This is a genomic window from Virgibacillus tibetensis, from assembly GCF_036026595.1.
GTDB classification, from domain to species: Bacteria; Bacillota; Bacilli; order Bacillales; family Amphibacillaceae; genus Virgibacillus_P; species Virgibacillus_P tibetensis.
Genome location: NZ_JARZFX010000007.1, coordinates 73833 through 98507 on the forward strand (window position 1 = coordinate 73833; position 24675 = coordinate 98507).

Sequence of the window (24675 nt, forward strand, 5' to 3'; positions counted from 1 at the left end):
TTAAATGCTTCTATTGAGGCAGCAAGTCGATGGTTGTTGGTAATCTTGAAAAAACAGGGGATGTAAACAGTGCGTTTGCCGAGCTTGCGAATTATCTAAGTCAGCTTCATACACAGTTTTTGAGTTTTGAAAACCTGGCTGTGGCAGTTAAGGATAATTCAACATTAGTAGATTCTTCTACGAGTGAGTTGGCGGCAATTATTGAAGAAGCATCTGCAAGTCTTGAGGAAATGAGCGCTACCGTTGAAAACTTAAACAGGCAAAATCAGCAAATCGGATTAGAAATGGAAGATACAGAGGCAGTAGCAAATACTATGACAAGTTAATTAAAAACCTGGAACCGGTAAAATGGTTCCAGGTTTTTTGCTAACTATTCACAAGTTGTACTTACAGATGAAGGAAAAACGTAGTTTAGAATGCTATAATATAAGGTAAAAGACAAGGTATGGCTGGTGAAGTAAATGAATTATATAAAAAATACATTGTTAATTATTAGCGGCTCCATTGCGTTGGGAATAGGGATTACAGGGATATTTTTGCCGCTGATCCCTACCACTCCATTACTGCTGTTGGCAGCAGCTTGTTATGTTAGAAGCTCCGATCGGTTGTATCACTGGTTGATAACAAATAAATATTTCGGTTCCTATATTGAAAATTACAGAGCAGGAAAAGGTATACCGTTAAAAGCAAAAGTAGTAGGTGTAGCTTTATTATGGATATCCATGTTATATACAATCATTTTTGTGGTACCCTTAATTATGGTTAAACTACTGCTGTTTTTAATAGCGTCCTTTTTCACGTGGTTTATTCTAAAACAAAAGACACTGTATAAAAGTACGTAAATGAGGTAGATCTCTTGAAGAAAAAATATGTATATACTTTTATATTCAGCTTTTTACTGTTAGCTAGTATAACAATAGTTATAGTTCTGTTGAATAATAATAAATCAGAGAATTATTCAGGAGAGCCAACGGTTTTTGTTCATGGATATAAAGGTACGTTAAAGTCATTTGGTAATATGCTTGACCGATTCGAAACAAAATATAATTGGGGAACTAAAGCACTGATATACTACGTTACTTCTGATGGTGAAGTAAATGAATATAATTTTAATAAGGGAAGAGACAAACCAGCTTTTATTCAAGTGCTATTCGAAGATAACCGTGCAGGTTTTTCAAATAGTGCCGAGTGGTTGGCCACTGCGCTAAAAAAAATGAAGAAAGATTATTCTATAGACTCAGTGGACCTTGTTGGGCATTCAATGGGAGGAATTGTTTCCCTAAAGTATGCTAAGCAATATCAACAGGAAGAATACCCAAGCGTTAACAAAATTGTAGCTATCGGAAGTCCATTTGATGGCATATACAAGGATGAATATTTTCAAATTAACCGGGATGCAGCCGCAACAGACTTAAAACCGGATTCTGCAGAGCTTCAATTATTACAAGTGGGTACATTTCCGACTAATGTAGAAGTGCTAAACATAGGCAGCACAGGAGATCCAGTAGCAGTGCCAGAAAGTGTGGAAGCGATACGAACAGTTATATCGAGTGATCAATTGGTAGAGATAATTATTGAAGATGATAATTTAGGTCATAGCGCGTTACACGAAAATGAACAAGTAGACAAGTTAATTTATTCTTTTCTGTGGCAAGATGAGTTTCAATAACTTACAATATAGAGTGAAACACCTATCAGATTCGTAAAATGATTCGTAAAAATAATTGGAATAATTCTAAAGGAATGATACAGGTGATAAATGATCATCATATGTACGATAAATTAATAAACATTACAGATGAAAGAAATGTAATGGTGAATGAAGATTTAATGAATCATACGTACACACGCTTAGGGGGGAAAGCAGATTTCCTGGTAAAACCAGAAACATACGAACAGGTACAGGAAATAGTTAAATTAGCAAATAAAGAAAAAATAGATTTTACTTTACTTGGAAATGGCTCTAATCTGATCGTAAAAGATGGTGGTATTCGTGGTATTGTAATGAATTTACAAAAATTGACACAAGTAAAGACTAATGCTACAACCATCGTTGCACAAAGTGGAGCCAGAATTATAGATGTATCAAGAGAAGCGCTTACTAAGAATCTGTCTGGTCTGGAGTTTGCATGCGGGATTCCTGGATCTGTAGGTGGAGCCCTATTCATGAATGCAGGAGCATATGGTGGGGAAGTTAAAGATGTACTTGAAAGTACTATTGTGGTGGATAGAGAAGGAAATCAACTTACACTGAAGGCAGAAGAACTCGACCTGGATTATCGAACTAGTAATATTCCCGATAGGGGCTATATAGTGCTGGAGGCTACGTTCTCCTTAGAAAATGGGAATTATGAAGCTATTAAAGCAATTATGGATGATTTGACCTATAAAAGAGAATCAAAGCAGCCATTGGAATACCCATCTTGTGGTAGTGTATTTAAGCGGCCACCAGGATACTTTGCAGGAAAGCTGATTCAAGATAGTGATTTGCAGGGAAAACAAATTGGTGGAGCACAGGTATCACTTAAACATGCCGGCTTTATTGTTAATAAAGATAAGGCTACAGCCAGTGAATATATTGATTTAATTCATTATGTGCAGGCTACTGTCAAAGAGAAGTTTGATGTTAATCTGGAAAGAGAAGTGAAGATTATTGGGGAAGATCCTAATTAAATAAAATGAAAAGCTGTGATCATCACTTATAGATGTCACAGCTTTTCATTTTTTGTTTTCTTTATTACAAATTGTTGCTTTTAATAGTCATAGTTGATATAAAATACGACGTAACTGCTATGTTAATTTCCACTCCGGACAGTCGCTTTCACCACTCCGAGTACAAGTGCAACATCTGCTCAGCTTCACTTTGTTCGCTTTACAGTGCTTTCTTTGCCGCGGGGCGGCTGGTGAGCCTCCGTGTGCTGTCTCACTGCGGGGTCTCACCGATGCGCGATCATGCCAAAACGGTCGAATTGCACACGTACCAGATCGGACGGTTTTGACGCCCAAAGGGTTGACCGCTGAATGAACCGGGTTTAACACGAGATAAAGCTGAAAAAGCGCTGGATAAATCGGTCCAACAGCGGGATTAAGCAAGCCGAACGCTGGAAAAAGTGGAGCAATCGCTGAATGAAGGCAGGGTCAGCGGGCAAGCCGTAAGCATCGCAGGAAACGCCCAAACAGGCGCTCAAGAAAAATTTAACTTCTAAAACGATGCAGGAAGCTCTTCAAACGCTCGTTGGCAGAGTGCTCAATGACTTCGCTTGCGCTCCCCTGCTCCGCAATTACACCTTCATCCAGAAATAAAACCTTATCTGCAACGTCAAGAGCAAAGTCCATTTCGTGTGTAACGAGTACCATAGCCATCTCGCCGTCTTTTGCAATGTCACGAATAACTTCTAGTACTTCACCAACTAACTCTGGATCAAGTGCTGAAGTAACTTCATCAAATAACATGATTTTAGGACGCATAACTAATGCACGTGCCATTGCTACACGTTGTTTTTGACCACCTGACAGCTGGCTCGGATAGTTATCCAGCTTATCTCCAAGTCCCACCTTTTCCAGCATCTCAATTGAATTTTCGCGTGCGGACTTTTTGTCTTCTTTTTTTACATGAATAGGGGCAGTCATACAGTTTTCTAAAATTGTCATATGCGGAAACAGATTAAAGTGCTGGAAGACCATCCCGATATCACCGCGTACTTCGCGCAGATGCTTTTCATTTGCCTCAACAAGCTTTCCGTTTTTCTCCATTTTCCATAAGTTCGTACCATCGACAATTATGTTTCCGGATGTAGGTTCCTCCAAGGTCATTAACATTCGAATAATAGTTGTTTTACCAGATCCACTGGGTCCGATAACTGCAACTTTTTCTGCAGGCATGATATCTAGGTCGATTCCTTTTAAAACTTTTACATCGCCAAAGGATTTGTGTACATCCTGGAATTTTACAATTGGTTCAGCCATTACATAACCGCTCCTTTATCACTAGTATTTATTACTGCATTTTTATCAAAACGTCGATTCATTTTTAATTCTAACTTTTTAATAAGGATTGCAGAAGGGTAGCTCAATAGTAAGAATAAGATAGCTACAATGGTTAATGGTTCTAAGTACGTCCAATACTGCGCTCCATAGCTGTTAGCCATATGCAGAATTCCCACTACACCAATTGTAGATGCCAGCGGTACTTCTTTAAACATAATAATAAGATAGTTTCCAAGCATTGGAATGGTAGGTGGTATTGCTTGGGGCAAAATAATTTTCATCCATTTCTGCCCAGTTGAATAATTCAATGCTGTAGAAGCTTCCCATTGGCCTTTATCCACGCTTTCAATACCTGAACGGTAAACTTCACCGATATATGTGCTAAAGTGGATTCCCAGTCCTAGGACAGCACTTGTAAACGGATCAAGTGCCATGCCTACCACAGGTACCATTGGCCATGCGTAATAAATAAAGAACAGTTGAACAAGTGGTGGGGTGGAACGAATAAACTCCATAGTCCAAGTGACGATCCAATTAAGCGGCTTATTTGGTATCCTTCTAAGAAAAGTCCATACAAAGCCAAATATTAATGCAAATAAATAACATGCGATTGTCAATCCAATTGTAATCCCTAAACCTTGGACAACGATAGGAAGGGCATCAAAGAATACATCCCAGCTCCAATTATTCATTGACTAGCCACCCCTTTCTTCGATATACTCTCCATTTTGCGCGTTAACCAAATTAATGGAAGCGCAAGGATGAAGTAAAATACAAGAATTAACAGATAAACAGTAGGTGCTTGCGATAAGTCGGAGCTTCTTAAAATGCCTCCGTAGTATAAAATATCAGTCATACCAATTAACGAAACTAATGAAGTAGCTTTTAACATTTGGATAAGGTAGTTTCCAAACTCGGGTAGCATCATCCGCACTGCCTGTGGAAAGATGACAAGTCTCATCCGCTGAAACCGCGACATATTTAGTGCAGTTGCAGCTTCGGTTTGACCTTTAGCTACAGCAAGAATAGAGCCGCGGACTATTTCAGACATATAAGCCCCGTAGTTTAAAGCAATAGCTATTACACCGGCCCACCAATTGCTGCCAAGCTGTATTCCGAATAGCATAGGAATAGCATAATATAACCAGAATAACTGTACGATTAATGATGTTCCACGAAATATTTCTACATAAAACCCGGTGAATTTTCGAAGTAAAAGGTTAGGTGAAAGTCGGCATAGACCTGCAATAAATGCAAACAAGTAGCCAAAGAATGCAGAAGCAAGGAGTACCGTAATAGTAATATTTACTCCTTTCATAAGCACTGGGAAAATATCAATTATAGCACTGATTTAAATCACTCCTTTATGTAATCGTATTATGAAAAAATTCCTTTAGAATCTGACAATCTAGCAGTCAAAAAAGTATTTCAGGGAATCTAAAAGGGTCGAACCCCCTTGGGAGAGGGAGCCGACCCTATGGAGTTATTTCACCTATATTAACGGAATTTATTTACCGAATTATAATTCTCCGTTACAAACTCTTTCAGTTGTTGCATCTTCTTCGACCATATTCATTTCTTCACTAAAACCGTTTGCTTCCAATAGCTCTGCAACTGTTCCGTCTTCTTTTAATTCAGCAAGTTTTTCGTTGTAAGCATCGCGTAAATCTGTGTTATCCAAGTTAAATGCAGCTGCTCCATAACTTGGAACACCTTCAACGTCAGGTTGCTCAAAGCTTTCTACGAATTCTAAGTCTTCGGTATCTGCCGATTCAAGGGCCATTTTAATCGTCATCTCTGTGCCTGTTGTTGCATCTGCTCTTCCAGATTCAACAGCTGAAAAAGTAGCAGGAATATCTGGTGCACTCTGAATCTGACTTTCGTCTACACCTTCAGATTTAAGGAATTCATTTTCAGTAGCACCCGCCATCACGGACACTGTAACATCTGGGTTATCAGCGATATCTGTATAGCTTTCCAGACCTAGTGGATTTCCTTTTTGAACAATAAGACCTTCCCCGTACTTCATTTCAGGTTCACCGAATGCAGCATTTTCACAGCGATCCGGATTGATTGCCATTCCAGCAGTTATGACATCAAATTGCCCAGCACCTAAACCGGGTATCAACTGACCGAATTCTGCCAGTTGAGAATCCATTTCCTCAATTCCAAGCTCTTTGAAGACAGCCGCTGCAATATCAACTGCTGCTCCTTTTAATTCTCCATCTTCTTCATAGGCGTACGGTTTTTCATTGGCAAAGCCAATGGTCACCTTACCTGCTTCCTGCAGTTCTGCCAATTTACCATTTTCACCGTTACCACCGTCATCAGCTGCTTCTTCATCAGAACCACAAGCAGCTAAGAAAATCAGTGTTAAGACCAAAAATGATGTAAGTATTATTTTTTTCATCTAAAAGACCTCCCTTTCTAAATTTAAAAAACCTAGTATTGTAACCTATGTTTTAAGTGATGAAATGACTATTTTACTAGGTATTAATCACCTCGTTGATGCTAAAAAAAAGATGAATGCCAGAATGAATTATAACAACTAAAGCAGTCATAGTGTAATGGTATAGTTATATTACGTTTGATACAAACGTAATATTATTAGATAATTTGCAATTAATCACCATATTCTCTAGAGAATTGAATGAGACATGAATATATAGAAATTTGCTTCATTATAAGCTCGTTTACTTCTAAATACCCAAAAATTGAAATAAAAAATCTTGCAATCTAGATGCATTGTTAATAGTAGTAAATAGACAAAACAGAAGGAAACAAGGTACCATGGGAACTAGTAATTAGTTACGTTGTTTCAAATCAGCGAAGCTATGTGAACACATAAATAAAGGAGTATTTTTAATGACGACAATTTATATTGTAGGAATTGCTATCACCTTGATGGTACTTGTACTGTCTCTAATTACAATCTCCAAGGGGTATGCATACAGACACAAGGTTGATCCTTTGCCAACAGAGGATGAGGAGGAATCAGATTCTTCTAAGCAGGAAATAAAAGAAAAAGATCGTACTCTTTAGTGCGATCTTTTCGTGTATAATGGATCTAATTTTGCTTCAATTTCTTTGCGTTGCTCTTCAAAATATGGTGGTAAGGCTAAAGACTCACCTAACTGATCCTTCGTTTCGTCTGTCATGAACCGTGGCCCGTCGGTAGCGAGCTCAAATAGGATGCCGTTTGGTTCTCTAAAATAAAGAGATTTAAAATAGTAGCGCTCAACTACCCCGGAATTAGGAATGCGTTGTTGCTTTAATCGATTACGCCATTCAGCCATTCAGCTAACTCTTCTTCACTTTCTACACGAAATGCCACATGGTGAACACTTCCACGACCTGGTCTTTCTGGTGGGAGATCCTTTCGTACTTCAAGATGGACCTCTGCACCTGTACCACCTTTACCTGTAGAAAAAACGAGAATATCCTGCTGCCCATCCACTGAAGAAGGGTAACTATCCACCTGTTTAAATGTCAGGATTTCTGTAAGGATGGTAATCGTTGGAGCAGGGTTCTTTACTGTCAGTTTGCTAGGGCCCAGACCAATAATTCCCTTCTCAGCAGGTACCGGACTGTGTTTCCATACTTTTCCTCCTTTAACACCTATGTTTGTCTCTTACATTTGCTGTGATTGCAGATACGTGGTGTAATCCTTTTAATTCCAACAGATATCTCATCTAAAAAAGTGTCTTTGCTTGTGCCTTATTCTTCTGTGTTCTCTTCATAATCCGGGCGCAGTCCTCTTTGAAGCTGACTGATACTTAACCCGAACGTCATTTGCAGGTGGGGGTAATCTCTGAAGTTACTCCAGTCTCCACCCCATTCGAAGCCTAGACCTTTTGCTAGTTCAGCAACTTCAAACCAATCCGGCTCCCCGTTGTTATTTCCATCATAATGAATATCCCAGATGATTTCCCCATTTGAGTTTCTTAACGCATAATCAATTGCCAAACCGTAATTGTGATAAGATTCTCCACCTTTTGCATGGGTTACAATGTTTCCACCTGTTGATCTGCCTTGTTCAAATAATTTGTTTTGTCTTGAGATTGATCGTGTGCCTTCTGTAATAACAACATCAATTTCAATAGCTGCAGCCTGCTTAATAAGGATATTTTTATTTTCCTCTACTACTGGGTGCAAATCGGTTGGAATTGGAGCATCCTTTCCAAGGTCTAGATGATTTTCTTCCATTTGGTTATAAAAACTGATAAGTAATATGATGAATATAATAATTAAAGTCCATGTTTGTATTATTTTTACAAGGCCTTTCATGTTGTGAAGTTCCCCTCTAATTAAGTTCCTTACCATCATTTTATCAGATCGCAGTGTAGTGACACCATAATTATACTTATTATTTCATTTAAATACGTTTGATAATAGTCAGCGATAAACGTATTATTATAGTAACAAGAATCCCGTGTTGTTATTAGTAGGAGGATGAAATGCTGGATATTATTATATGGATTATTATTATCGCATTATTTATTGTAAGTTTTGCAGGGATAATCTTTCCGATTATTCCATCAGTACTTGTTTTATGGATAGGTTTCCTGCTTTATCATTTTGTACTGAATTCCAATGAACTTACTATCTTGTTTTGGATTGCGATGAGCGTATTTACAGTAATTCTGATCTGTGCCGACATTATTGCAAATAGTTACTTCGTCAAAAAATTTGGCGGAAGTAAACGAGGTGAGATGGGAGCAGCATTTGCTGTAATTATCGGTTCCTTCATTATCCCGCCTTTTGGAATACTTATTGTTCCTTTTATAGTCGTATTTCTTATTGAAATGACTCAAAGCAAAACCCCAAATGAAGCATTACGGGCATCAATCGGCTCACTTATCGGTTTCTTGGGGGGAGCGTTTGCAAAGGTTGTAATTCAATTCATTATGATTGTATGGTTTATTGTCGTACTATTATTTTAAATTTATTAAGAATAAGGGGATTTGCAAGCAAATGAAGTATCCATCACGAGTTATTACAATAGCAGGATCTGCAGCTGGGGGAAGTGCCGGTATCCAAGCGGATCTAAAAACATTCCAGGAGCTTGATGTTTATGGTATGAGTGTTGTTACCGCAATTGTTGGGAGGCATCCGGAAACGGACAAGAATGTGCACCCCCAAACAATAGAAGCAATAGAAGCCCAATTTCACACAGCCATGAAGCAAGTAGGTGCAGACGGGTTGAAGACAGGAATGTTGTTTTCAAAGGAAGTTATCGAAACAACAGTCTCTCTTATAAACAGACATCCGGTAAAAAATATAGTAGTTGATCCTGTTATGGTTGGAAAATTGGATTCCAAGCTTCTGGAGGATGATGCAATTGAGGCATTAAAGGAGAAACTTCTGCCGTTAGCTACCATAATGACACCAAATATACCTGAAGCCTCACTCCTGTTAGGTGGCAGAGCCTTAAACAGTGTTGCTGACTTAAGGGAAGCTGCAGTGGATCTTTATCAGTTAGGGTCTAACTATGTATTAGTCAAAGGTGGCAGGTTGGAAGGTCCGGCTATTGATATATTGTATGATGGGAAGACTATTAAACAGTATGAAGCACCCAGAATTAATACCGTCAATACGAGTGGAGCTGGTTGTACGTATTCAGCAGCAATAGCAGCCTATCTAGCTAAAGGGAACCACATTGCAGATGCTGTGTTAATGGCTAAAAGTTTTGTTACAACAGCAATTGAACATGGTTTTTCTTATACAGATATGGTCGGTCCAACCTATCATGCTGCCATGAGAAATAATGGGGAAGCACATAAGATTATAGTGAGTGAAATAACTTAAACTAGGAGGAGAAAAAATGGGGGAACGCGTTTTACTTAATGTTGATTACACGTATGACTTTGTAGCGGAAGATGGGAAACTCACATGCGGGGAGCCTGGGCAGGCAATTGAGGAAAAGGTAGTATCATTGACAGAGGAATTTGTGAAGGCAGGTGATTTTGTAGCTTTCGCTATTGATAAACATAATGAGGGAGACGCGCTTCATCCTGAATCTGCCTTGTTTCCGCCGCATAATATCGCAGGTACATCTGGTCGTCAGCTGTACGGCAAACTGGCAGATGTATATGACAATATCAAGGATAAAGAAAATGTATATTACTTTGACAAAACACGTTACAGTGCTTTTGCAGGTACAGACTTAGAAATTAAATTACGTGAACGTGGAATTGAAGAAGTTCATATAATCGGTGTCTGTACGGACATTTGTGTATTGCATACTGCAATCGATGCCTACAATAAAGGGTTTTCTATTGTGGTTCATAAGGACGCTGTTGCCAGTTTTAATGAAGCAGGACATGATTGGGCGCTGGGCCATTTTACAAATACGTTAGGTGCTAAAGTAGTTTAGGAATTTAAGCAGGGGGGGTGCGTTAAGCGTGGAGTTTTTCGGAAATAGTACATTTGATAATTATAAAGTAAAAAAAGCTACAGTATCAGATAGTGCATTAGTTTTTCAGATTTTACGCGATGCGGCAAGCTGGTTGGAGGATAAGGGTATTTCTCAATGGGAGCATCTGCATAATGATGTTACTATAGAGGAGATCGAAGAGGATATCCGTGAAGGTATTACCTATGTTGTCCTAACTGCTGAAGACGAACCGGTAGCCACCTTTAATTTTTCTTCGAAGCAGAACAGCTGGGATGTAGCTATGTGGGGAAAACGCGATGATCTGGCCTATTATATCCACCGATTAGCTGTACATAAAAATCACCATAACAAACAGATTGGCTGGAAAGCGTTGAACTGGATCGAAGAAAACATTGAATTAGAGGGCGGTTTTTTAAGATTGGACTGTATCGCGAATAATCCCGTTTTGAATCGTTTTTATCAAAAAGCAGGATACCGATTTGTTGGGCATGTGGGCGAAGCGGAGGATAAGTTTTCAATATACGAGAAAACCCTGCAGTAGTGCCCTTGACTTTGCTTTCACATCCCTATATATTTAGAAATATACTATACGAAGCATCGATAAGGATTAGTATAATTTGATTTGTCTTTTTCAGAGAGGAAATGGTTGCTGGGACTTTCCAAAGACACAAGTTAGAACCTGCCTTTGAGTTCGCCGTCAGAAAGGTATGTATAATCATACTGTTAAGATGTGCGCGGTTCATTACCGTTATCAAGCTAAGTGTGTAATGTTATTGAAAACATTGCAAACAAGGGTGGTACCACCAAACCTCGGTCCCTTTTCGGATGGAGGATTTTTTGTTGTCTAAGAACTATAAAATTTTGAGGTTGTGGATAAGTTAACATCCGAATCAGCCTCATCCGGCGCAAGCGCCCATTGCCTAGCGCCCTTCCGGCTCCTCCTTACGATAAGTCAACATCGAATCGCTACAGATGAGGAAGGCCGACTAAAACCGGGCTTTGCACCCAACGTCGGCATACCCCTATGTAGGGGCATGTTTCCTTTATCTCATGCGGGTAGTGGAAGATCGACTAACTACGCCGCTTTGCACGGCAACGTCGACCCACCCGCGATGCGCGGGCGCAGGTCGTACGGCAATAACCGGGCGCTTGCGCCTTTGTTGTGTTTACTAAGAAAAAATTATATAAAGAGGTGTTCAGTATGGGTAAGAAAAATAAGCAGTTTGTTGAAAAAGTAACAGCTATGGAAGATGATTTCGCACAGTGGTATACAGACGTGGTAAAACAGGCTGATTTAGTTGATTATGGTCCTGTTCGTGGAACAATGATTATTAAGCCAGAAGGTTTTGCCATCTGGGAAAACATCCGCGATGAGCTGGATCGTCAAATTAAAGAAACTGGTCACTCCAATGTATCTTTCCCATTATTCATCCCAGAAAGTTTGTTACAAAAAGAGAAAGACCATGTGGAAGGATTTGCGCCAGAGGTGGCTTGGGTTACACATGGAGGAGACGAGGAATTAGGAGAACGTCTAGTAGTACGTCCGACCTCGGAAGCGCTCTTCTGTGAATACTATTCGAAAAATATTCATTCCTATCGTGACCTGCCAGTCCTTTATAATCAGTGGAGCAATGTCGTTCGCTGGGAAAAAACGACTCGTCCATTCTTGCGTTCTCTTGAATTTTTATGGCAGGAAGGCCACACAGCACATGCAACCTATGAAGATGCAGCAGAAGAAACGGATAAAATGCTCGGTGTATATGCTGATGTAGTTGAAAATCACCTTGCGATTCCTGTTTTACGAGGGCGCAAAACAGATAAAGAGAAGTTTGCTGGAGCAGATTATACATTAACAATTGAAAGCTTAATGCATGATGGAAAAGCATTGCAATCTGGTACATCACACCATTTTGGTACTGGTTTTGCAGAAGCATTTGATATTACGTATTTAGATGAGAATGGTGACAGCAAGCATGTTCACCAAACATCATGGGGAATTACAACACGCTTAATTGGTGCACTAATAATGGTGCATGGGGATAATCGCGGGCTAGTAATTCCACCACGCATTGCACCAACACAAGCAATGATTGTTCCAATCGCCCAACATAAAGAGGGTGTTCTGGACAAGGCGTATGAGTTACGTGATCGATTGAAAAACCTTGTTCGGGTTGGTATTGATGGCAGTGACAAAATGCCAGGATGGAAATTTAATGAGTATGAGATGAAGGGTATTCCAGTTCGTATAGAAATGGGACCTAAAGATATTGAAAAAGAACAAGTTGTTCTGGTTCGACGTGATACGGGCGAGAAAGAATTTATTGCACTTACAGAACTTGAGGATCGCTTACCAGTACTTTTGGAAGAGATTCAACAGAATTTGTTCAATAAAGCAGCTAAGCATCGTGAGGAAAAAACCAGCATTGTAAAGAATATGGGTGAATTCAAAGAAACACTTGATGAAAATCCGGGATTCATTAAAGCAATGTGGTGTGGCGCACTAGCCTGCGAAGAAAAAATTAAAGAAGAGACACAAGCAACATCACGCTGTATCCCTTTTGAACAGGAATCTGTTTCAGATACATGTGTATGCTGTGGTACAGAAGCAAAAGAATTAGTATACTGGGCTAAAGCATATTAATATAGAAGAGGGGGCGCCGATCATGGCGCCCTTTTTCTATACATAGGAAATTTTTGGATGCAATTAATTCTTACAATTAAACAGCCACGTCCGGCGCAAGCGCCCATTGCCTAGCGCCCTTTTGGCTCCTCCTTAATCTAACTCAACATCGATTCGCTACGGATAAGGAAGGCCGACTAAAACCGGGCTTTGCGCCCAACGTCGGCATACCCCTATGAAGGGGCATGTTTCCTTTATCTCATACGGGTAGTGGAAGATCGACTAACTACGCCGCTTTGCACGGCAACGTCGACCCACCCTCGGGTGCGCGGGCGCAGGTCGTACGGCAATAATCGGGTGCCCTGCGCCTTTGTTCGTACACAGAAGCGGTGAAATAGGTGCAGCAATATAACTTTTTTTAAAAAAACTATTGCATTTACTATAGATACTGTGGTATAAATATACATATTAATTCATAAATATACATCAAAGCGGAGGACGATATGAAAAGTAAAATAAGTGAAGAGATAGATAAAATACAAGATAAGTTATGGGATATGAGTGATTATCTATATAACAATCCTGAGCTAGGGGATCAAGAATACGAATCTATGAAGTTATTAACTAATTATTTAGCGGAACATAAATTTACGATAGAAACAGGAATTGTAAATAGACCGACTGCTTTCAAAGCTGAATTTAAAAGTGAAATACCTGGACCAACGATTGCATATTTAGCTGAATATGATGCATTGCCAGGGGTTGGACATGGGTGTGGCCATAACATGATTGGGACAATGAGTGTTGGGGCAGCAGTTGCTCTAAGTAAAATATTAAGTGAAATAGGAGGTAGTGTTGTAGTTCTGGGCACGCCTGCAGAAGAAACCAATGGTGCAAAGGTTCCAATGAGTGATGAAGGGATTTTTGACAATATTGATGTTGCATTGATCGTTCATCCTGGTGATCAGTCATATGAGAGTGGTGATTCACTTGCAATGGATGCCGTGCAGTTTGCATATTCGGGGAAATCTTCTCATGCAGCAGCTTCACCAGAAAAGGGAATTAATGCATTAGACAGTGTTATTCAATTATTTAATGGTGTTAATGCACTAAGAGAGCATGTTACATCAGATGTGCGGATGCATGGAATTATTTCAGAAGGTGGCGTCGCTGCAAATGTAGTTCCCGATAAAGCAGTTGCCCAATTTTATATTCGAGCAAAAGAGCGTAGATATTTAAATGAAGTTGTGGATAAAGTAACAAACATTGCTCATGGGGCAGCACTGATGACAGGTGCAGTATTGGAAGTATCCAATTATGAATTAAGCTATGACAATATGATTACGAACCAGACACTATCGGAGACTTTTACGAATAACCTTAGGAAAATCAGTAATCAACCAATTCATTCATCAAAATTAAGCTACGGATCTATTGATATGGGGAACGTCAGTCAGGTTATTCCAGCGATTCACCCATATATCGGGTTGAATGAACAAGGATTGATTGCTCATACAAAGGAATTCGCCGATAAAACAGTAACAAAAGAGGGGCATAAAACTATTGCTCTTGGAGCACTGGCTTTAGCCAACACGGGGTATGATGTTATAACAGATAAATCTTTACTGGAAAAAATAAGATCCGAATTTAAAAATAAGCACTAATTTTTATTCACTATAATGTATAAAAATACAAATAAAAGTATAAATATGAGGGAGCGAGATGTATGAAATTTTCAATGGTTAAAGTTATTATGTTTGTTTTATTAATCGGGTTACTTGCAGCTTGTGGAGAAAACAATGAAGCTAGCTCTGGATCTGACAAGGCTGAAGATAAGAAGGTACTGAAGATGGCCACATCAGCAGACTTTCCGCCATTTGAATCACGTGATACAAAAGGAGACTTTGAAGGTTTTGATATAGACTTAGCGAAGTTGATTGCAGAAGAGTTAGGATATGAACTTGAAATTGAGGATATGAAATTTGACGGATTAATAGGTGCCTTACAGTCCGGCCGTGTTGATATGGTAATGTCGGGAATGACTGCAACGGAAAATCGTAAGCAAAATGTGGACTTCTCCAACGAATATCATCATTCCGGTGAAATGTTTTTAACGAAAGCTGATTCAGATATTGATGATCTAGAAAGCCTGAAGGGAAAAATCATCGGTGTGCAGCTTGGGACTATCCAGGAAGAAGGCGCTGAAGCACTGAGAGAAGAATATGGTTTTGAAATTAAGAAGGTTGACGATTCTGGACTTTTAATACAGGAACTAAACTCAAATAGAATTGATGTAGCTTATATGGACAAGACCGTTGCCGTTGGCTATATAGAGGAACAAGGTGTTACTGGATTTGATGATCCTACAACTAGTTCACCAGGTATGGGAATTGCATTTCCAAAAGATGCGGGCTTAGTTGACGATATAAATGATATTTTAAATGAATTGGAAGAAAACGGAGAAATGCAAAAGTTAAAAGATAAATGGTTATCAGACGATAAATAACAGCTATAGAGAGGAACGAGGTGTTAAGGCATGAACTTGGACTTTGCCCAAATCGTGCCTTATATTCCTTTTATTTTAGAGGGGATATGGGCCACATTAAAATTTGTAAGTGTGTCAATTGTGTTTGGATTTATACTAGGAATACTACTGGCATTATGTAAGATTACTAAGAAACCTTTATTGAAATGGGTAGCTGATGCATATACATCGATTTTTCGGGGAACTCCGTTAATTCTGCAATTAATGATTATTTATTTTGCCGTACCGCAGTTAACAGAGTATGATATATCCGCCTTTTTATCTGCAGTACTGGCATTTGGATTAAATTCTGCGGCATATGTATCAGAAATAATCCGTGGTGGAATATTGGCGGTTGATAAAGGACAGACAGAAGCTGCAGAGGCACTAGGTGTTCCTTACAAACCAATGATGCAGAACATCATTTTACCACAAGCGTTTAAAAATATTCTGCCAGCATTAATGAATGAATTTATTACCCTGACAAAGGAATCTGCACTTGTATCCACTATTGGTTATTTGGATATTATGCGGCGGGCTCAAATAGCCGGCGCAGGGCTTTTCCGTAATTTTGAGGCATTACTATTTGCTGGTTTAATTTATTGGGTAATAGTTTATGTACTGACGCAGATCGGTAAAGTTATCGAACGGAGGCTCAGACAAAGTGATTAAAGCAGAAAATATAACAAAAGTATTTGGCAAAAACACGGTATTGAAAAATATTACGACAACAATAAAACAGGGAGAAGTAGTAGCTGTTATTGGGCCGTCCGGGTCTGGTAAATCAACCTTTTTAAGGTGTCTGAACTTATTGGAACAGCCCACTTCTGGAGAAATTAAAATAGATGAAAAAGTAATAACAGATCCAAATGTGGATAAGTTAGCAGTTAGAAGAAATATTGGGATGGTTTTTCAGCATTTTCATTTATTTCCTCATATGAAAGTGTTGGAAAATGTAGCTTATGCACCACAAAAAGTAAAAGGAACAAAAAAAGAGGATGCAGAGGATATAGCGAAGCAGCTGCTTGCAAAAGTTGGTTTAACCGATAAAGAGGAAGCTTATCCAAATAGATTATCCGGAGGACAAAAGCAACGTGTTGCTATAGCAAGAGCCTTGGCAATGGAACCAGATATCATGTTATTTGATGAACCCACTTCTGCACTGGATCCCGAAATGGTTAAAGAAGTGCTGGACGTTATGAAGGATTTGGCGAACACAGGGATGACCATGGTCGTTGTTACACATGAAATGAACTTTGCTAAAGAAGTTGCTGACCGAGTTATGTTTTTAGATGACGGGAATTTAATGGAAGAAGGCGAGCCAGCAACTTTCTTTAATCACCCCAAAACTGCACGTGCAAAGGATTTTCTGGCTAAAGTACTTTAATGAAGGTTGTTTACTGAAAGATTGGGACTATACCTGTACCTGCCCATTACTCGGTACAAAAGCAGGGCAGTATATTTCAGTGAAGCATTTTGCGCTTACTCCGCCCACCTAGTTGTTAATATAAACTGTGGTGTAGACCTTTCCAGTAGAACTAAAAACACGCAATGAATTTATTCACTAAATTCATTGCGTGTTTTTATTAGGCGTTCAGCACTTTTTCGATATCATTCTCAATACTTTCCGGTTTTGTTTGTGGAGCATACCGGTCAATTACATTACCATTTTTGTCGATCAGAAACTTCGTGAAGTTCCATTTTATCTGCTTCGTCAGCATCCCCTTCGCCTCTTCAGTTAAATAGACAAAAAGCGGGTGAGCGTTTTCGCCTTTTACGTCAACTTTACTGAACATTTGGAAGGACACACCATAGTTCTTCTGACAAAAGTGAGAGATTTCGGAATCTGAACCAGGATCTTGATTATTAAACTGGTTACATGGAAAGCCAAGTACTTCAAAGCCTTGATCTTTGTACGTTTCAAACAGCTCTTGGAGTCCTTTGAATTGTGGAGTAAATCCACATTCACTTGCCGTATTTACGATAAGAAGTACTTTGCCTTGATAATCAGATAGGGGTTTATCTTCCCCAAGCATTGTTTTAGCAGAAAAATCATAGACACTCATGTGTATGGACCTCCTTTCCCAAAGGATAGCAATGGAGTGATAACCTGTCAAAATAATGGATTTAAAATTGTGCGCTATTCCGTTCACGAAGTCCGCATTCTCCTTTCCTCTTTCAAATGTGCTGCCTACTAAAAAAAAGACGACCCTATGGCCGTCTTTTTTCACGCTTCCTGTATCATGCTTTCACCAAGTAACTCAAGTCTGTGATTGATTTCTTTTTCTGTTAGATCATGTTCTTTCACATACATGTTTCGTGGGCTGACCCTGCATTCATGTGTGCAGCCACGCATATATTTATGCTCATTTTCTTCTGAGCAGAGAATTTGTTTATTACATACAGGATTCGCGCAGTTTACATAGCGTTCACAAGGTTTTCCATCGAAATAGTCTACGCCGACTACAACATGTTCTTTTCGATTGATGGGAATTGCAATTCGCTCATCAAATACATAGCATTGCCCATCCCATAATTCACCTTGAACTTCCGGATCCTTACCATACGTAACAATACCACCATGGAGCTGACCTACATCCTCGAAGCCTTCTTCGACTAACCAACCGGAGAATTTTTCGCATCGGATACCACCAGTACAGTAGGTTAAGACTTTTTTACCTTTGATTTGGTCCTTATTTTTCCGGATCCAATCAGGTAATTCGCGAAATGCCTCAATGTCTGGGCGAATTGCACCCCGGAAATGACCTAGATCATATTCATAGTCGTTCCGTGCATCAATAACAACGGTATCCTCCTCCTGCATTGCTTCAAAGAATTGCTTTGGGGATAAATGCTTACCTGTTGTTTGTAATGGGTTAATATCATCTTCTAAGCGAAGTGTTACTAACTCACTGCGTGGACGCACATGCATTTTCTTAAACGCATGTCCTTCATGCTCATCTATTTTAAATACCATATCAGCAAAACGCGGATCATTGTTCATTGCTGTCATGTACTTTTCAGTTTGTTCAACAGTTCCAGAAACGGTACCGTTGATTCCCTCGTGAGCAATAAGGATTCTTCCTTTTAACTCTAAGTCCTTACAAAATTGAAGATGCTCTTTAGCATAGCCTTCGGGATCTTCAATGTGAACATAGTTATAGTACAATAAAACCTGATAACTTTTACTGCTTTCCATATCTATTACCACCTATCATTCATATTTGCAAGATATAAATGTTTGGTAGTCGGTATTTTTTTATAATCTTGCAAGATAATATTTTATCAAGTATTAGTCTGAATTTCAACATAAAAATGCTAACCCCGTACAAATAGGGTTAGCATTAGTTATCTTTATTAGTGTCATTCACCCAAAGAAAGCATAAGATGTTCTTGAGGCAGTTAGATGTTTCTTCCTTGATAATTTAGCGGTTGCAAGGTTAAAAAAGGTCTAATTGCCCAACCAAGGCTATAAGAACTTGAAGTAGAACTTGAATGGAAACTGCAACATCAGTATCGGTTGTAGTTACTGTTACTCCCTCAGAACCTTCAACTACAATTAACTGTTTATTGGACTGATCCACTTTTGAATAACTCATAAGCTCTTCAGTAATTTTAGATGCTCGTGCATCATCTTCAATGGAGATATTGATTACGATAGCAATAGCTACCTGGAGAGCAGCCTGCAATGAAACAGCTACTTGTGTGTCCGTGGTATCAACCGTAACGTCTTTGGAATCAATAACGAAGATTGCTTCCTTCGAAGATTGCTCCAGCTTTGAAATCTGATTAGCAAACTGGCTTACTTTATTTGAATATTTTGTTGTGTTATTACTCATAAATATCCCTCCTTAAATTTACTTTTTATTTCTTTGGATTTTGTCAAATCTTCTCCGCAGAGATTCTGGTGTAGGAGCTATTATTTTTCCATTCTTATTACGTGTATCATTTAAAAAAGCTTCTGCTTGTGTTTGGAGATTTCTGACTGAATCAGCAAGCTCCGTTTTTTCGGTATTAGAAAGTTTTCTAAGTTTATTACTCTCCTTAGAAATATTGTATTTGTTTAATAAGTCAGATACATGCATGTTAATCAAACTCTTTGATATTTCGTTTAAGTTGCCGTTCAAGTTCTCTTTTGTCATAGTCATCTCTCCTTTCTGAGGTCATAGGATACTATATAGAATTAGTCTATATCGGGCAGGGCGTTTACCGTGGTTATAAAGAAAATGGGTATTTGTGCAATAGAACACTATTTTAATGAGAAAATACTGTAGGCGTACAGTCGGATTTTTTACTGCATAATTTTTATAAAAAACCTGTAAATTACTTGCATTTTTTTTTGGATAAGGTTAAAGTTATAAGAGCAAAAGAAAATTGAAATTTGAATAATACCTTTACGATCTCTTATCAAAGTGGTGTAAAAGTATTTAAGATTCAATTGCTTTGCACGATATTTGTATAAGGAGGTCATTTAAATGACTGGTAAAGTAAAATGGTTTAACGCAGAAAAAGGCTTCGGTTTCATCGAACGTGAAGATGGGGACGATGTATTCGTACATTTCTCAGCTATTCAATCAGAAGGTTTCAAAACTCTTGAAGAAGGTCAAGAAGTTGAGTTTGAAATCGTTGAAGGTAACCGTGGACCACAAGCAGCTAATGTAACTCGTCTATAATAGAGAATATAAAAGGTTTATCTCATGTTGAGATAAACCTTTTTTTGGTTATGAAGGATTAACTTAAACCTATGTCGAAATCTTAGGTTAGCTATGTATTAGAAGTGGAGGCAGCGCAATGAAATCATTTAATTGGAAGAAAGAATCAGAATCCCAGTGGGACAGCAGGGCGGCCTTTTGGAATGAACGAAGTAAAAGCATGTGGGATAGTGGTAGTAGGAAGGACATTGTACCTTTTATTGAAAAGAATCTTAAAAAAGGCAGCGGAATTCTCGATGTAGGGTGTGGGGATGGGTATGGTTCCCTCAGGCTGCATTTGGCAGGTTACAGTGTTACAGGTGTGGATCTTTCCAGTGAAATGATTACCCGTGCCCAGCAGCAATTAGCAGAAGAGGAAATTACGTTTTCACAAAGTGATATAGGTTCCTTGCCATTTGAAGATAACAGTTTTGATGGAATTATGGCCATTAACGTACTTGAATGGACGGAAGTGCCTTACGAAGCCATAAACGAAGTGAAACGAGTCTTAAGAAAAGACGGTTTTCTGTTTGTGGGGTTGCTTGGTCCTACGGCAGGTCCAAGAACTACTAGTTACCCACGCGTATATGGAGAAAAGTCGATTGCAAATACCATGATGCCATGGGAATTTCAAAAACTTGCTTCTGAAAACGGGCTGGATTATGTTGATGGATTTGGTGTATATAAAGAAGGTGTTAAAGAGCATCATTATAAAGACTTGCCAATGGAGTTAAGGCAGGCATTAACGTTTATGTGGGTTTTTATGCTGCGAAAAGTAGGTGAATAATATGGATAAAAGTGAAATGGAAAGACAGATAATAGAAAACTACCAAAAAGATGAAAAGATGATGATTTTAATCTATGCGCAGTGGTGCATTAATAATGATATTGATCCAGGGACGTTGTACAAAAATGCTTACCCGAATCAAATAAATAATAATGCGCTAACAGAAGCCCTGGAATTAACTGTGCCAGCAAAAGATTCCGATGAGATATCCGATTTGGCAGTGCTGAATGTGCTGCAATTATTCGGAAATGATGATTTGGCTTTCCTTGTACAAGGAGAAATAGAAAAAAGAAAAAATAAATAGATGCTGAACATTAGTAACCAGAGCATGAGGCTAAGTGAATCGAGCGAATAACAATTCTGCGCTCGATTCATTAACTCATATTACCAAGTCCTTACTTAGCTTGAAAAAAGTTTAATTAGCGCCTGTGTGCCGCTGTCATTTTCACCGTTTTCTGCAAGTTCCTTATATAGTTCTAATGAAAGTGAAAGACCGGGTGTTGTTAGTTCCATTTCTTCTGCGGATTCAAGTGCGATCGTCATATCTTTAATGAAATGTTTCACATAAAAACCCGGCGCATAATCGCCTTGAATCATCCGTGGCCCAAGATTGGATAATGACCAGCTTCCGGCAGCACCTGTTGTAATACTTTTTAATACACGTTCAGGGTCTAGACCGGCTTTTTTTGCATAAAGAATGGCTTCACAAACGCCGATCATATTCGAGGCTATTGTAATCTGATTGGCTAACTTTGTATGCTGACCAGCACCTGCATTACCTTGTAAAAGTATATTGTGGCCAACAACTTCAAATATAGGCAAGATGGTATCAAAGGTTTGCTGATCACCACCCGCCATTATGGCTAGAGTGCCATTTCGAGCGCCGACATCTCCACCTGAAACAGGTGCATCAAGCGCATAAATACCCTTATGATGTGCTTGGTTAAAGATGTCTATTGCTAAGGATGGACTGGAAGTTGTCATGTCAATTACATAGGTACCGGGTTTAGCATTCTCCAGAATGCCGTTTTCTCCAAAGTATACCGCCTCGACATCAGATGGATAACCTACCATCGTAATTATCACTTCAGCTGATTGGGATAATTCGGCAACAGAATTCCTCCAGGTTGCGCCATTATTTATTAGTTCCTCAGCTTTTTGCTTCGTCCTTGTATGAATGCTTATGGAATAGCCAGCATGGATTAAATTTAATATCATGCTTTTTCCCATAACGCCAGTTCCTATGAAACCGATTTTAGTTTTGTTTGTTACCATGGAATATTCCCCCTTTCTATTCTAGTTCTAAATTCGACAGAATCTTCCTTAATTCCTTCCTGATATAAAAATACATCTGAATTACGCGTATTCGAAATGATAAAAATAGTTAAAAAGTGTACAATAATCAATATCAATTTGGGGTCAATGAACTCAGGATTACAGGGAGTGTAGTGGAAAATGAAATGGCATATAAAGTCATTTAACGAGTTAACAAATGAGGAATTATATCAGCTGATAAAAGCGCGAATCGATGTGTTTGTAGTGGAACAAACGTGTGCTTATCCTGAATTAGATAATTATGATCAACAGTCCATTCATTATTTTTTGACAATTAATGATGAGGTTGCAGCCAATGTCCGTATACTTCCAGCCAACAGTAAATATGCTGAACCTTCAATTGGCAGAGTTATGGTAGTAAAAAAGTACCGGAGAAAAGGTTATGCCAAGCAAATTATGCAAAAAGCAATTTCCTATGTAACAACGGATTGGGGTCAGGACAAAATTAAGATTCAGGCACAGGTCTACCTCAAAGAGTTCTATAAAGACTTGGGATTCAAACAAGTCTCGGACAGCTATCTGGAGGATAACATTCTTCATATTGACATGATTTGGGAGAGAAAATAAAGAATCATATTAAAGGTTTTACACATAGTATAATTATTAATTAGTATCAATAAATTGGAGGATGATCTTCATGATCAGAAGCGAGCAATTATCGCACTTTAAAGCTGTATTACTAGAACGCCAAACAGAATTAATAAATCATGTTCAGGACCATTTTGGTATGACTCGTGAACTGGTTAAAGAGTCAATGAGTGAGCTTTCCAATTACGATAACCATCCTGCAGACATGGGTACAGAATTATTCGAAAGAGAAAAGGATATTGCTTTAAACGAACATGCTGAAAAAGAGCTGGAAGAGATCAATGAATCACTTCATGCCATCGAAGAAGGGACCTATGGTATATGCAGTAAATGTGGGGAAGATATACCTTATGATCGTTTGATGGCAGTGCCCACAGCAGATCGTTGCGTGGAACATGCTGCGGATAATACATTTGAACAGAGTCGAACAGTTGAAGAAGAAGTCTTCAGCCCGAATATAAATCCCGATGAAGTAACAGCAGAAGAACAAGTAAATTATGATGCTGAGGACGCCTGGCAGGAGGTAAGTCGCTATGGTACTTCTGATACACCATCAGATTTATATGGAGACCAGGATCATTATAATGAAATGTATCCCAATAGTGAAGAAAATGTAGGAAATGCAGAAGATTTAGAGGGGTTTTTGGCTGCAGATCGAGATGGTAAATTTCAAGGCGTTATGCCAAATCATACTAAATACGAGGAAGATTATGAAAGTAATCAGGAGGATTAGTTAAACAGGAGTACGTTCACAAGAACTGTAGGTACTCCTGTTCTTAGAGGTTGGTGAAACCTATAATACGAGCTAGATTCAGAAACTGCCCAGGAAACCGTCCATCATACCCCCCATAAAGACGCCGAAGATATTCTGTACCAGGAATCCCGCTATAATTAATGAAACAATATAAATTCCAAGTAACACATAAATTCGATCAAATCCAGCTGCAGGCTGTTCCAAAAGTATAAAAGTTGGTACTAGCAACAAGGGACCTACCAGGCTTAAGATTAAGATTGTTCCAGCTAACGGAAGACCAATAACACTGAATATGCCTCCAATCACTGATAAAACTAAAAAAGGAACAGAATATGCACCAAATTTAGCTAAAACATCTTTAAAAGAAACAGCTTGAGCTGCAAACTTAGTACCTCCAAAAGTTAGTCCTGCTAATAAGGCAAATAAAAGAATAAATTGCAGTAATGGTAAAATGAAGCTATCAAAAAAGGAGATTTGGAAAATTACACTCATTTCTCTACTGGCTAAATGAATGCCTAATGCGTAAAGAACAGAAAAAATAACCATAGTAGCAATGCCAGAAATCATATTCGTGCCATTCGACTTATGAGCTTCGCTCGGTTTCTTTAGCGTATTAAAAAAATAGTTGCCAAATTTAAATACCTCACTTTTTAGATTATCAACGGTATCGTTTGATTTTGATTGATCTTTTTCTGTTGTCTGTTGAGTTTCTGTCCCTGATAATGATTCAGGTCTAACCTTGCTGTCCTCCGTTTGACTGGCAGCTGCAGCTTCAGATTCAGCTGATAATACTGCACCGCAATTTGTACAAAACTTCGCATTCTCCGTATGTTGTCCGCAATTAGGACATATCATGTAACCACTCCTCTATACTATTTAAGATAGTATTTTTTACTATCCTTTTCGTATTCCTATTCGACACAAGTCTATAAAATCCCTGTTTATATGCAATATTTTAATAAATACTTAAAATTACCGGTAGTGTACTTAAT

At 38.7% G+C, this 24675-nt stretch carries 30 protein-coding genes, 1 pseudogene and 1 other annotated feature; of the genes and pseudogenes, 19 read left to right on the top strand and 12 right to left on the bottom strand.

From position 1 onward, the window contains the following. The first annotated feature begins 29 nt into the window (after window positions 1–29). The 4 genes from QGM71_RS14000 (at window position 30) to murB (ending at window position 2673) form a co-directional block, all read left to right on the top strand. The gene (locus QGM71_RS14000; protein WP_327608191.1) at window positions 30–326 is read left to right on the top strand and encodes a hypothetical protein; all 297 of its coding nucleotides are present in this window, start codon (window positions 30–32) and stop codon (window positions 324–326) included. A 135-nt stretch (window positions 327–461) separates the two neighbouring features. Continuing rightward, window positions 462–842 carry a YbaN family protein gene (locus tag QGM71_RS14005; protein ID WP_327608192.1) on the top strand — a complete coding sequence of 127 codons (381 nt, stop codon included), beginning with the start codon at window positions 462–464 and terminating at the stop codon, window positions 840–842. A 14-nt stretch (window positions 843–856) separates the two neighbouring features. Further along, complete coding sequence (locus tag QGM71_RS14010; RefSeq protein WP_327608193.1) at window positions 857–1669, top strand: alpha/beta fold hydrolase; 813 nt, start codon at window positions 857–859, stop codon at window positions 1667–1669. Window positions 1670–1707: 38 nt separating this feature from the next. Further along, on the top strand, window positions 1708–2673 hold the full coding sequence (gene murB, locus QGM71_RS14015) for a UDP-N-acetylmuramate dehydrogenase (protein ID WP_407703034.1): 966 nt from the start codon (window positions 1708–1710) through the stop codon (window positions 2671–2673). A 522-nt stretch (window positions 2674–3195) separates the two neighbouring features. Here the strand turns inward: murB and ehuA are convergent. The 4 genes from ehuA to ehuB form a co-directional block, all read right to left on the bottom strand. Next, window positions 3196–3966 (bottom strand): ectoine/hydroxyectoine ABC transporter ATP-binding protein EhuA, encoded by a 771-nt coding sequence (ehuA, locus tag QGM71_RS14020; RefSeq protein ID WP_327608194.1) that lies wholly within the window; start codon window positions 3964–3966, stop codon window positions 3196–3198. Further along, window positions 3966–4679, bottom strand: a complete 714-nt coding sequence (ehuD, locus tag QGM71_RS14025; RefSeq protein ID WP_327608195.1) for an ectoine/hydroxyectoine ABC transporter permease subunit EhuD — start codon at window positions 4677–4679, stop codon at window positions 3966–3968. Before ehuD ends, ehuA begins: the two co-directional genes overlap by 1 nt. Then, window positions 4676–5305, bottom strand: coding sequence for an amino acid ABC transporter permease (locus QGM71_RS14030; RefSeq protein WP_327608276.1), 630 nt, complete (start codon window positions 5303–5305; stop codon window positions 4676–4678). The genes ehuD and QGM71_RS14030 overlap by 4 nt, the downstream gene beginning before the upstream one ends. A gap of 201 nt (window positions 5306–5506) precedes the next feature. Further along, window positions 5507–6397 (bottom strand): ectoine/hydroxyectoine ABC transporter substrate-binding protein EhuB, encoded by an 891-nt coding sequence (gene ehuB, locus QGM71_RS14035; RefSeq protein ID WP_327608196.1) that lies wholly within the window; start codon window positions 6395–6397, stop codon window positions 5507–5509. Window positions 6398–6852: 455 nt separating this feature from the next. Between ehuB and ytzI the strand changes: the two genes are divergently transcribed. Next, window positions 6853–7029, top strand: coding sequence for a YtzI protein (ytzI, locus tag QGM71_RS14040; RefSeq protein ID WP_327608197.1), 177 nt, complete (start codon window positions 6853–6855; stop codon window positions 7027–7029). Here ytzI and QGM71_RS14045 read toward each other — a convergent pair. Together QGM71_RS14045 and QGM71_RS14050 are read right to left on the bottom strand one after the other, a co-directional pair. Then, window positions 7026–7618, bottom strand: a pseudogene (locus tag QGM71_RS14045) (VOC family protein); the annotation flags it as partial. The gene ytzI and the pseudogene QGM71_RS14045 overlap by 4 nt on opposite strands. An 86-nt stretch (window positions 7619–7704) precedes the next feature. Beyond that, window positions 7705–8274: a M15 family metallopeptidase gene (locus QGM71_RS14050; protein WP_327608198.1), complete on the bottom strand. Its 570-nt coding sequence runs from the start codon at window positions 8272–8274 to the stop codon at window positions 7705–7707. A 170-nt stretch (window positions 8275–8444) separates the two neighbouring features. Between QGM71_RS14050 and QGM71_RS14055 the strand changes: the two genes are divergently transcribed. The 9 genes from QGM71_RS14055 to QGM71_RS14095 all read left to right on the top strand — a co-directional run bounded on the left by QGM71_RS14055 (window position 8445) and on the right by QGM71_RS14095 (window position 16915). Continuing rightward, window positions 8445–8930 (top strand): DUF456 domain-containing protein, encoded by a 486-nt coding sequence (locus QGM71_RS14055; protein ID WP_327608199.1) that lies wholly within the window; start codon window positions 8445–8447, stop codon window positions 8928–8930. A 31-nt stretch (window positions 8931–8961) separates the two neighbouring features. Then, a complete protein-coding gene (gene thiD / locus QGM71_RS14060) occupies window positions 8962–9795 on the top strand; it encodes a bifunctional hydroxymethylpyrimidine kinase/phosphomethylpyrimidine kinase (RefSeq protein WP_327608200.1) in 834 nt (277 codons plus the stop codon). Window positions 9796–9811: 16 nt separating this feature from the next. Then, on the top strand, window positions 9812–10363 hold the full coding sequence (locus tag QGM71_RS14065) for a cysteine hydrolase family protein (protein ID WP_327608201.1): 552 nt from the start codon (window positions 9812–9814) through the stop codon (window positions 10361–10363). A 28-nt stretch (window positions 10364–10391) separates the two neighbouring features. After that, window positions 10392–10925 (top strand): GNAT family N-acetyltransferase, encoded by a 534-nt coding sequence (locus QGM71_RS14070; RefSeq protein ID WP_327608202.1) that lies wholly within the window; start codon window positions 10392–10394, stop codon window positions 10923–10925. A gap of 47 nt (window positions 10926–10972) precedes the next feature. Further along, window positions 10973–11206 (top strand) — a binding site (T-box leader). A 379-nt stretch (window positions 11207–11585) separates the two neighbouring features. Beyond that, on the top strand, window positions 11586–13025 hold the full coding sequence (gene proS / locus QGM71_RS14075) for a proline--tRNA ligase (protein WP_327608203.1): 1440 nt from the start codon (window positions 11586–11588) through the stop codon (window positions 13023–13025). A gap of 482 nt (window positions 13026–13507) precedes the next feature. Then, a complete protein-coding gene (locus QGM71_RS14080; protein WP_327608204.1) occupies window positions 13508–14668 on the top strand; it encodes a M20 family metallopeptidase in 1161 nt (386 codons plus the stop codon). Window positions 14669–14742: 74 nt separating this feature from the next. Then, window positions 14743–15510: a transporter substrate-binding domain-containing protein gene (locus QGM71_RS14085; RefSeq protein WP_412081021.1), complete on the top strand. Its 768-nt coding sequence runs from the start codon at window positions 14743–14745 to the stop codon at window positions 15508–15510. 30 nt (window positions 15511–15540) lie between these two features. Next, complete coding sequence (locus QGM71_RS14090; protein WP_327608206.1) at window positions 15541–16200, top strand: amino acid ABC transporter permease; 660 nt, start codon at window positions 15541–15543, stop codon at window positions 16198–16200. After that, on the top strand, window positions 16193–16915 hold the full coding sequence (locus tag QGM71_RS14095) for an amino acid ABC transporter ATP-binding protein (RefSeq protein ID WP_327608207.1): 723 nt from the start codon (window positions 16193–16195) through the stop codon (window positions 16913–16915). The genes QGM71_RS14090 and QGM71_RS14095 overlap by 8 nt, the downstream gene beginning before the upstream one ends. A gap of 199 nt (window positions 16916–17114) precedes the next feature. Here the strand turns inward: QGM71_RS14095 and QGM71_RS14100 are convergent, their stop codons facing one another. The 4 genes from QGM71_RS14100 to QGM71_RS14115 all read right to left on the bottom strand — a co-directional run bounded on the left by QGM71_RS14100 (window position 17115) and on the right by QGM71_RS14115 (window position 19670). Then, window positions 17115–17594, bottom strand: a complete 480-nt coding sequence (locus QGM71_RS14100; RefSeq protein ID WP_327608208.1) for a glutathione peroxidase — start codon at window positions 17592–17594, stop codon at window positions 17115–17117. Window positions 17595–17755: 161 nt separating this feature from the next. Next, window positions 17756–18727: an oxygen-dependent tRNA uridine(34) hydroxylase TrhO gene (gene trhO / locus QGM71_RS14105; protein WP_327608209.1), complete on the bottom strand. Its 972-nt coding sequence runs from the start codon at window positions 18725–18727 to the stop codon at window positions 17756–17758. Window positions 18728–18968: 241 nt separating this feature from the next. Continuing rightward, entirely contained in the window at window positions 18969–19367 is a 399-nt protein-coding gene (locus QGM71_RS14110; RefSeq protein ID WP_327608210.1) for a spore coat protein, read from the bottom strand. Between the two features lie 18 nt (window positions 19368–19385). After that, window positions 19386–19670 carry a hypothetical protein gene (locus QGM71_RS14115; protein WP_327608211.1) on the bottom strand — a complete coding sequence of 95 codons (285 nt, stop codon included), beginning with the start codon at window positions 19668–19670 and terminating at the stop codon, window positions 19386–19388. A gap of 333 nt (window positions 19671–20003) precedes the next feature. On the opposite strand from QGM71_RS14115, the gene QGM71_RS14120 reads away from it, so the two are divergent. The 3 genes from QGM71_RS14120 to QGM71_RS14130 all read left to right on the top strand — a co-directional run bounded on the left by QGM71_RS14120 (window position 20004) and on the right by QGM71_RS14130 (window position 21310). Next, the gene (locus tag QGM71_RS14120) at window positions 20004–20201 is read left to right on the top strand and encodes a cold shock domain-containing protein (RefSeq protein WP_327608212.1); all 198 of its coding nucleotides are present in this window, start codon (window positions 20004–20006) and stop codon (window positions 20199–20201) included. 118 nt (window positions 20202–20319) lie between these two features. After that, window positions 20320–21006, top strand: coding sequence for a class I SAM-dependent methyltransferase (locus tag QGM71_RS14125; protein ID WP_327608213.1), 687 nt, complete (start codon window positions 20320–20322; stop codon window positions 21004–21006). 1 nt (window position 21007) lies between these two features. Continuing rightward, window positions 21008–21310 (top strand): hypothetical protein, encoded by a 303-nt coding sequence (locus QGM71_RS14130; protein WP_327608214.1) that lies wholly within the window; start codon window positions 21008–21010, stop codon window positions 21308–21310. A gap of 95 nt (window positions 21311–21405) precedes the next feature. On the opposite strand, the gene QGM71_RS14135 is transcribed toward QGM71_RS14130, so the two are convergent. Continuing rightward, the gene (locus QGM71_RS14135) at window positions 21406–22281 is read right to left on the bottom strand and encodes an NAD(P)-dependent oxidoreductase (protein WP_327608215.1); all 876 of its coding nucleotides are present in this window, start codon (window positions 22279–22281) and stop codon (window positions 21406–21408) included. A 180-nt stretch (window positions 22282–22461) separates the two neighbouring features. Here QGM71_RS14135 and QGM71_RS14140 point away from each other — a divergent pair, with 180 nt between their 5' ends. Both QGM71_RS14140 and QGM71_RS14145 read left to right on the top strand, forming a co-directional pair. Then, window positions 22462–22908 carry a GNAT family N-acetyltransferase gene (locus QGM71_RS14140; RefSeq protein WP_327608216.1) on the top strand — a complete coding sequence of 149 codons (447 nt, stop codon included), beginning with the start codon at window positions 22462–22464 and terminating at the stop codon, window positions 22906–22908. Between the two features lie 70 nt (window positions 22909–22978). Then, on the top strand, window positions 22979–23662 hold the full coding sequence (locus QGM71_RS14145) for a TraR/DksA C4-type zinc finger protein (protein ID WP_327608217.1): 684 nt from the start codon (window positions 22979–22981) through the stop codon (window positions 23660–23662). Window positions 23663–23740: 78 nt separating this feature from the next. Here the strand turns inward: QGM71_RS14145 and QGM71_RS14150 are convergent, their stop codons facing one another. Beyond that, window positions 23741–24538, bottom strand: coding sequence for a zinc ribbon domain-containing protein (locus tag QGM71_RS14150; protein WP_327608218.1), 798 nt, complete (start codon window positions 24536–24538; stop codon window positions 23741–23743). Window positions 24539–24675 lie beyond the last annotated feature (137 nt).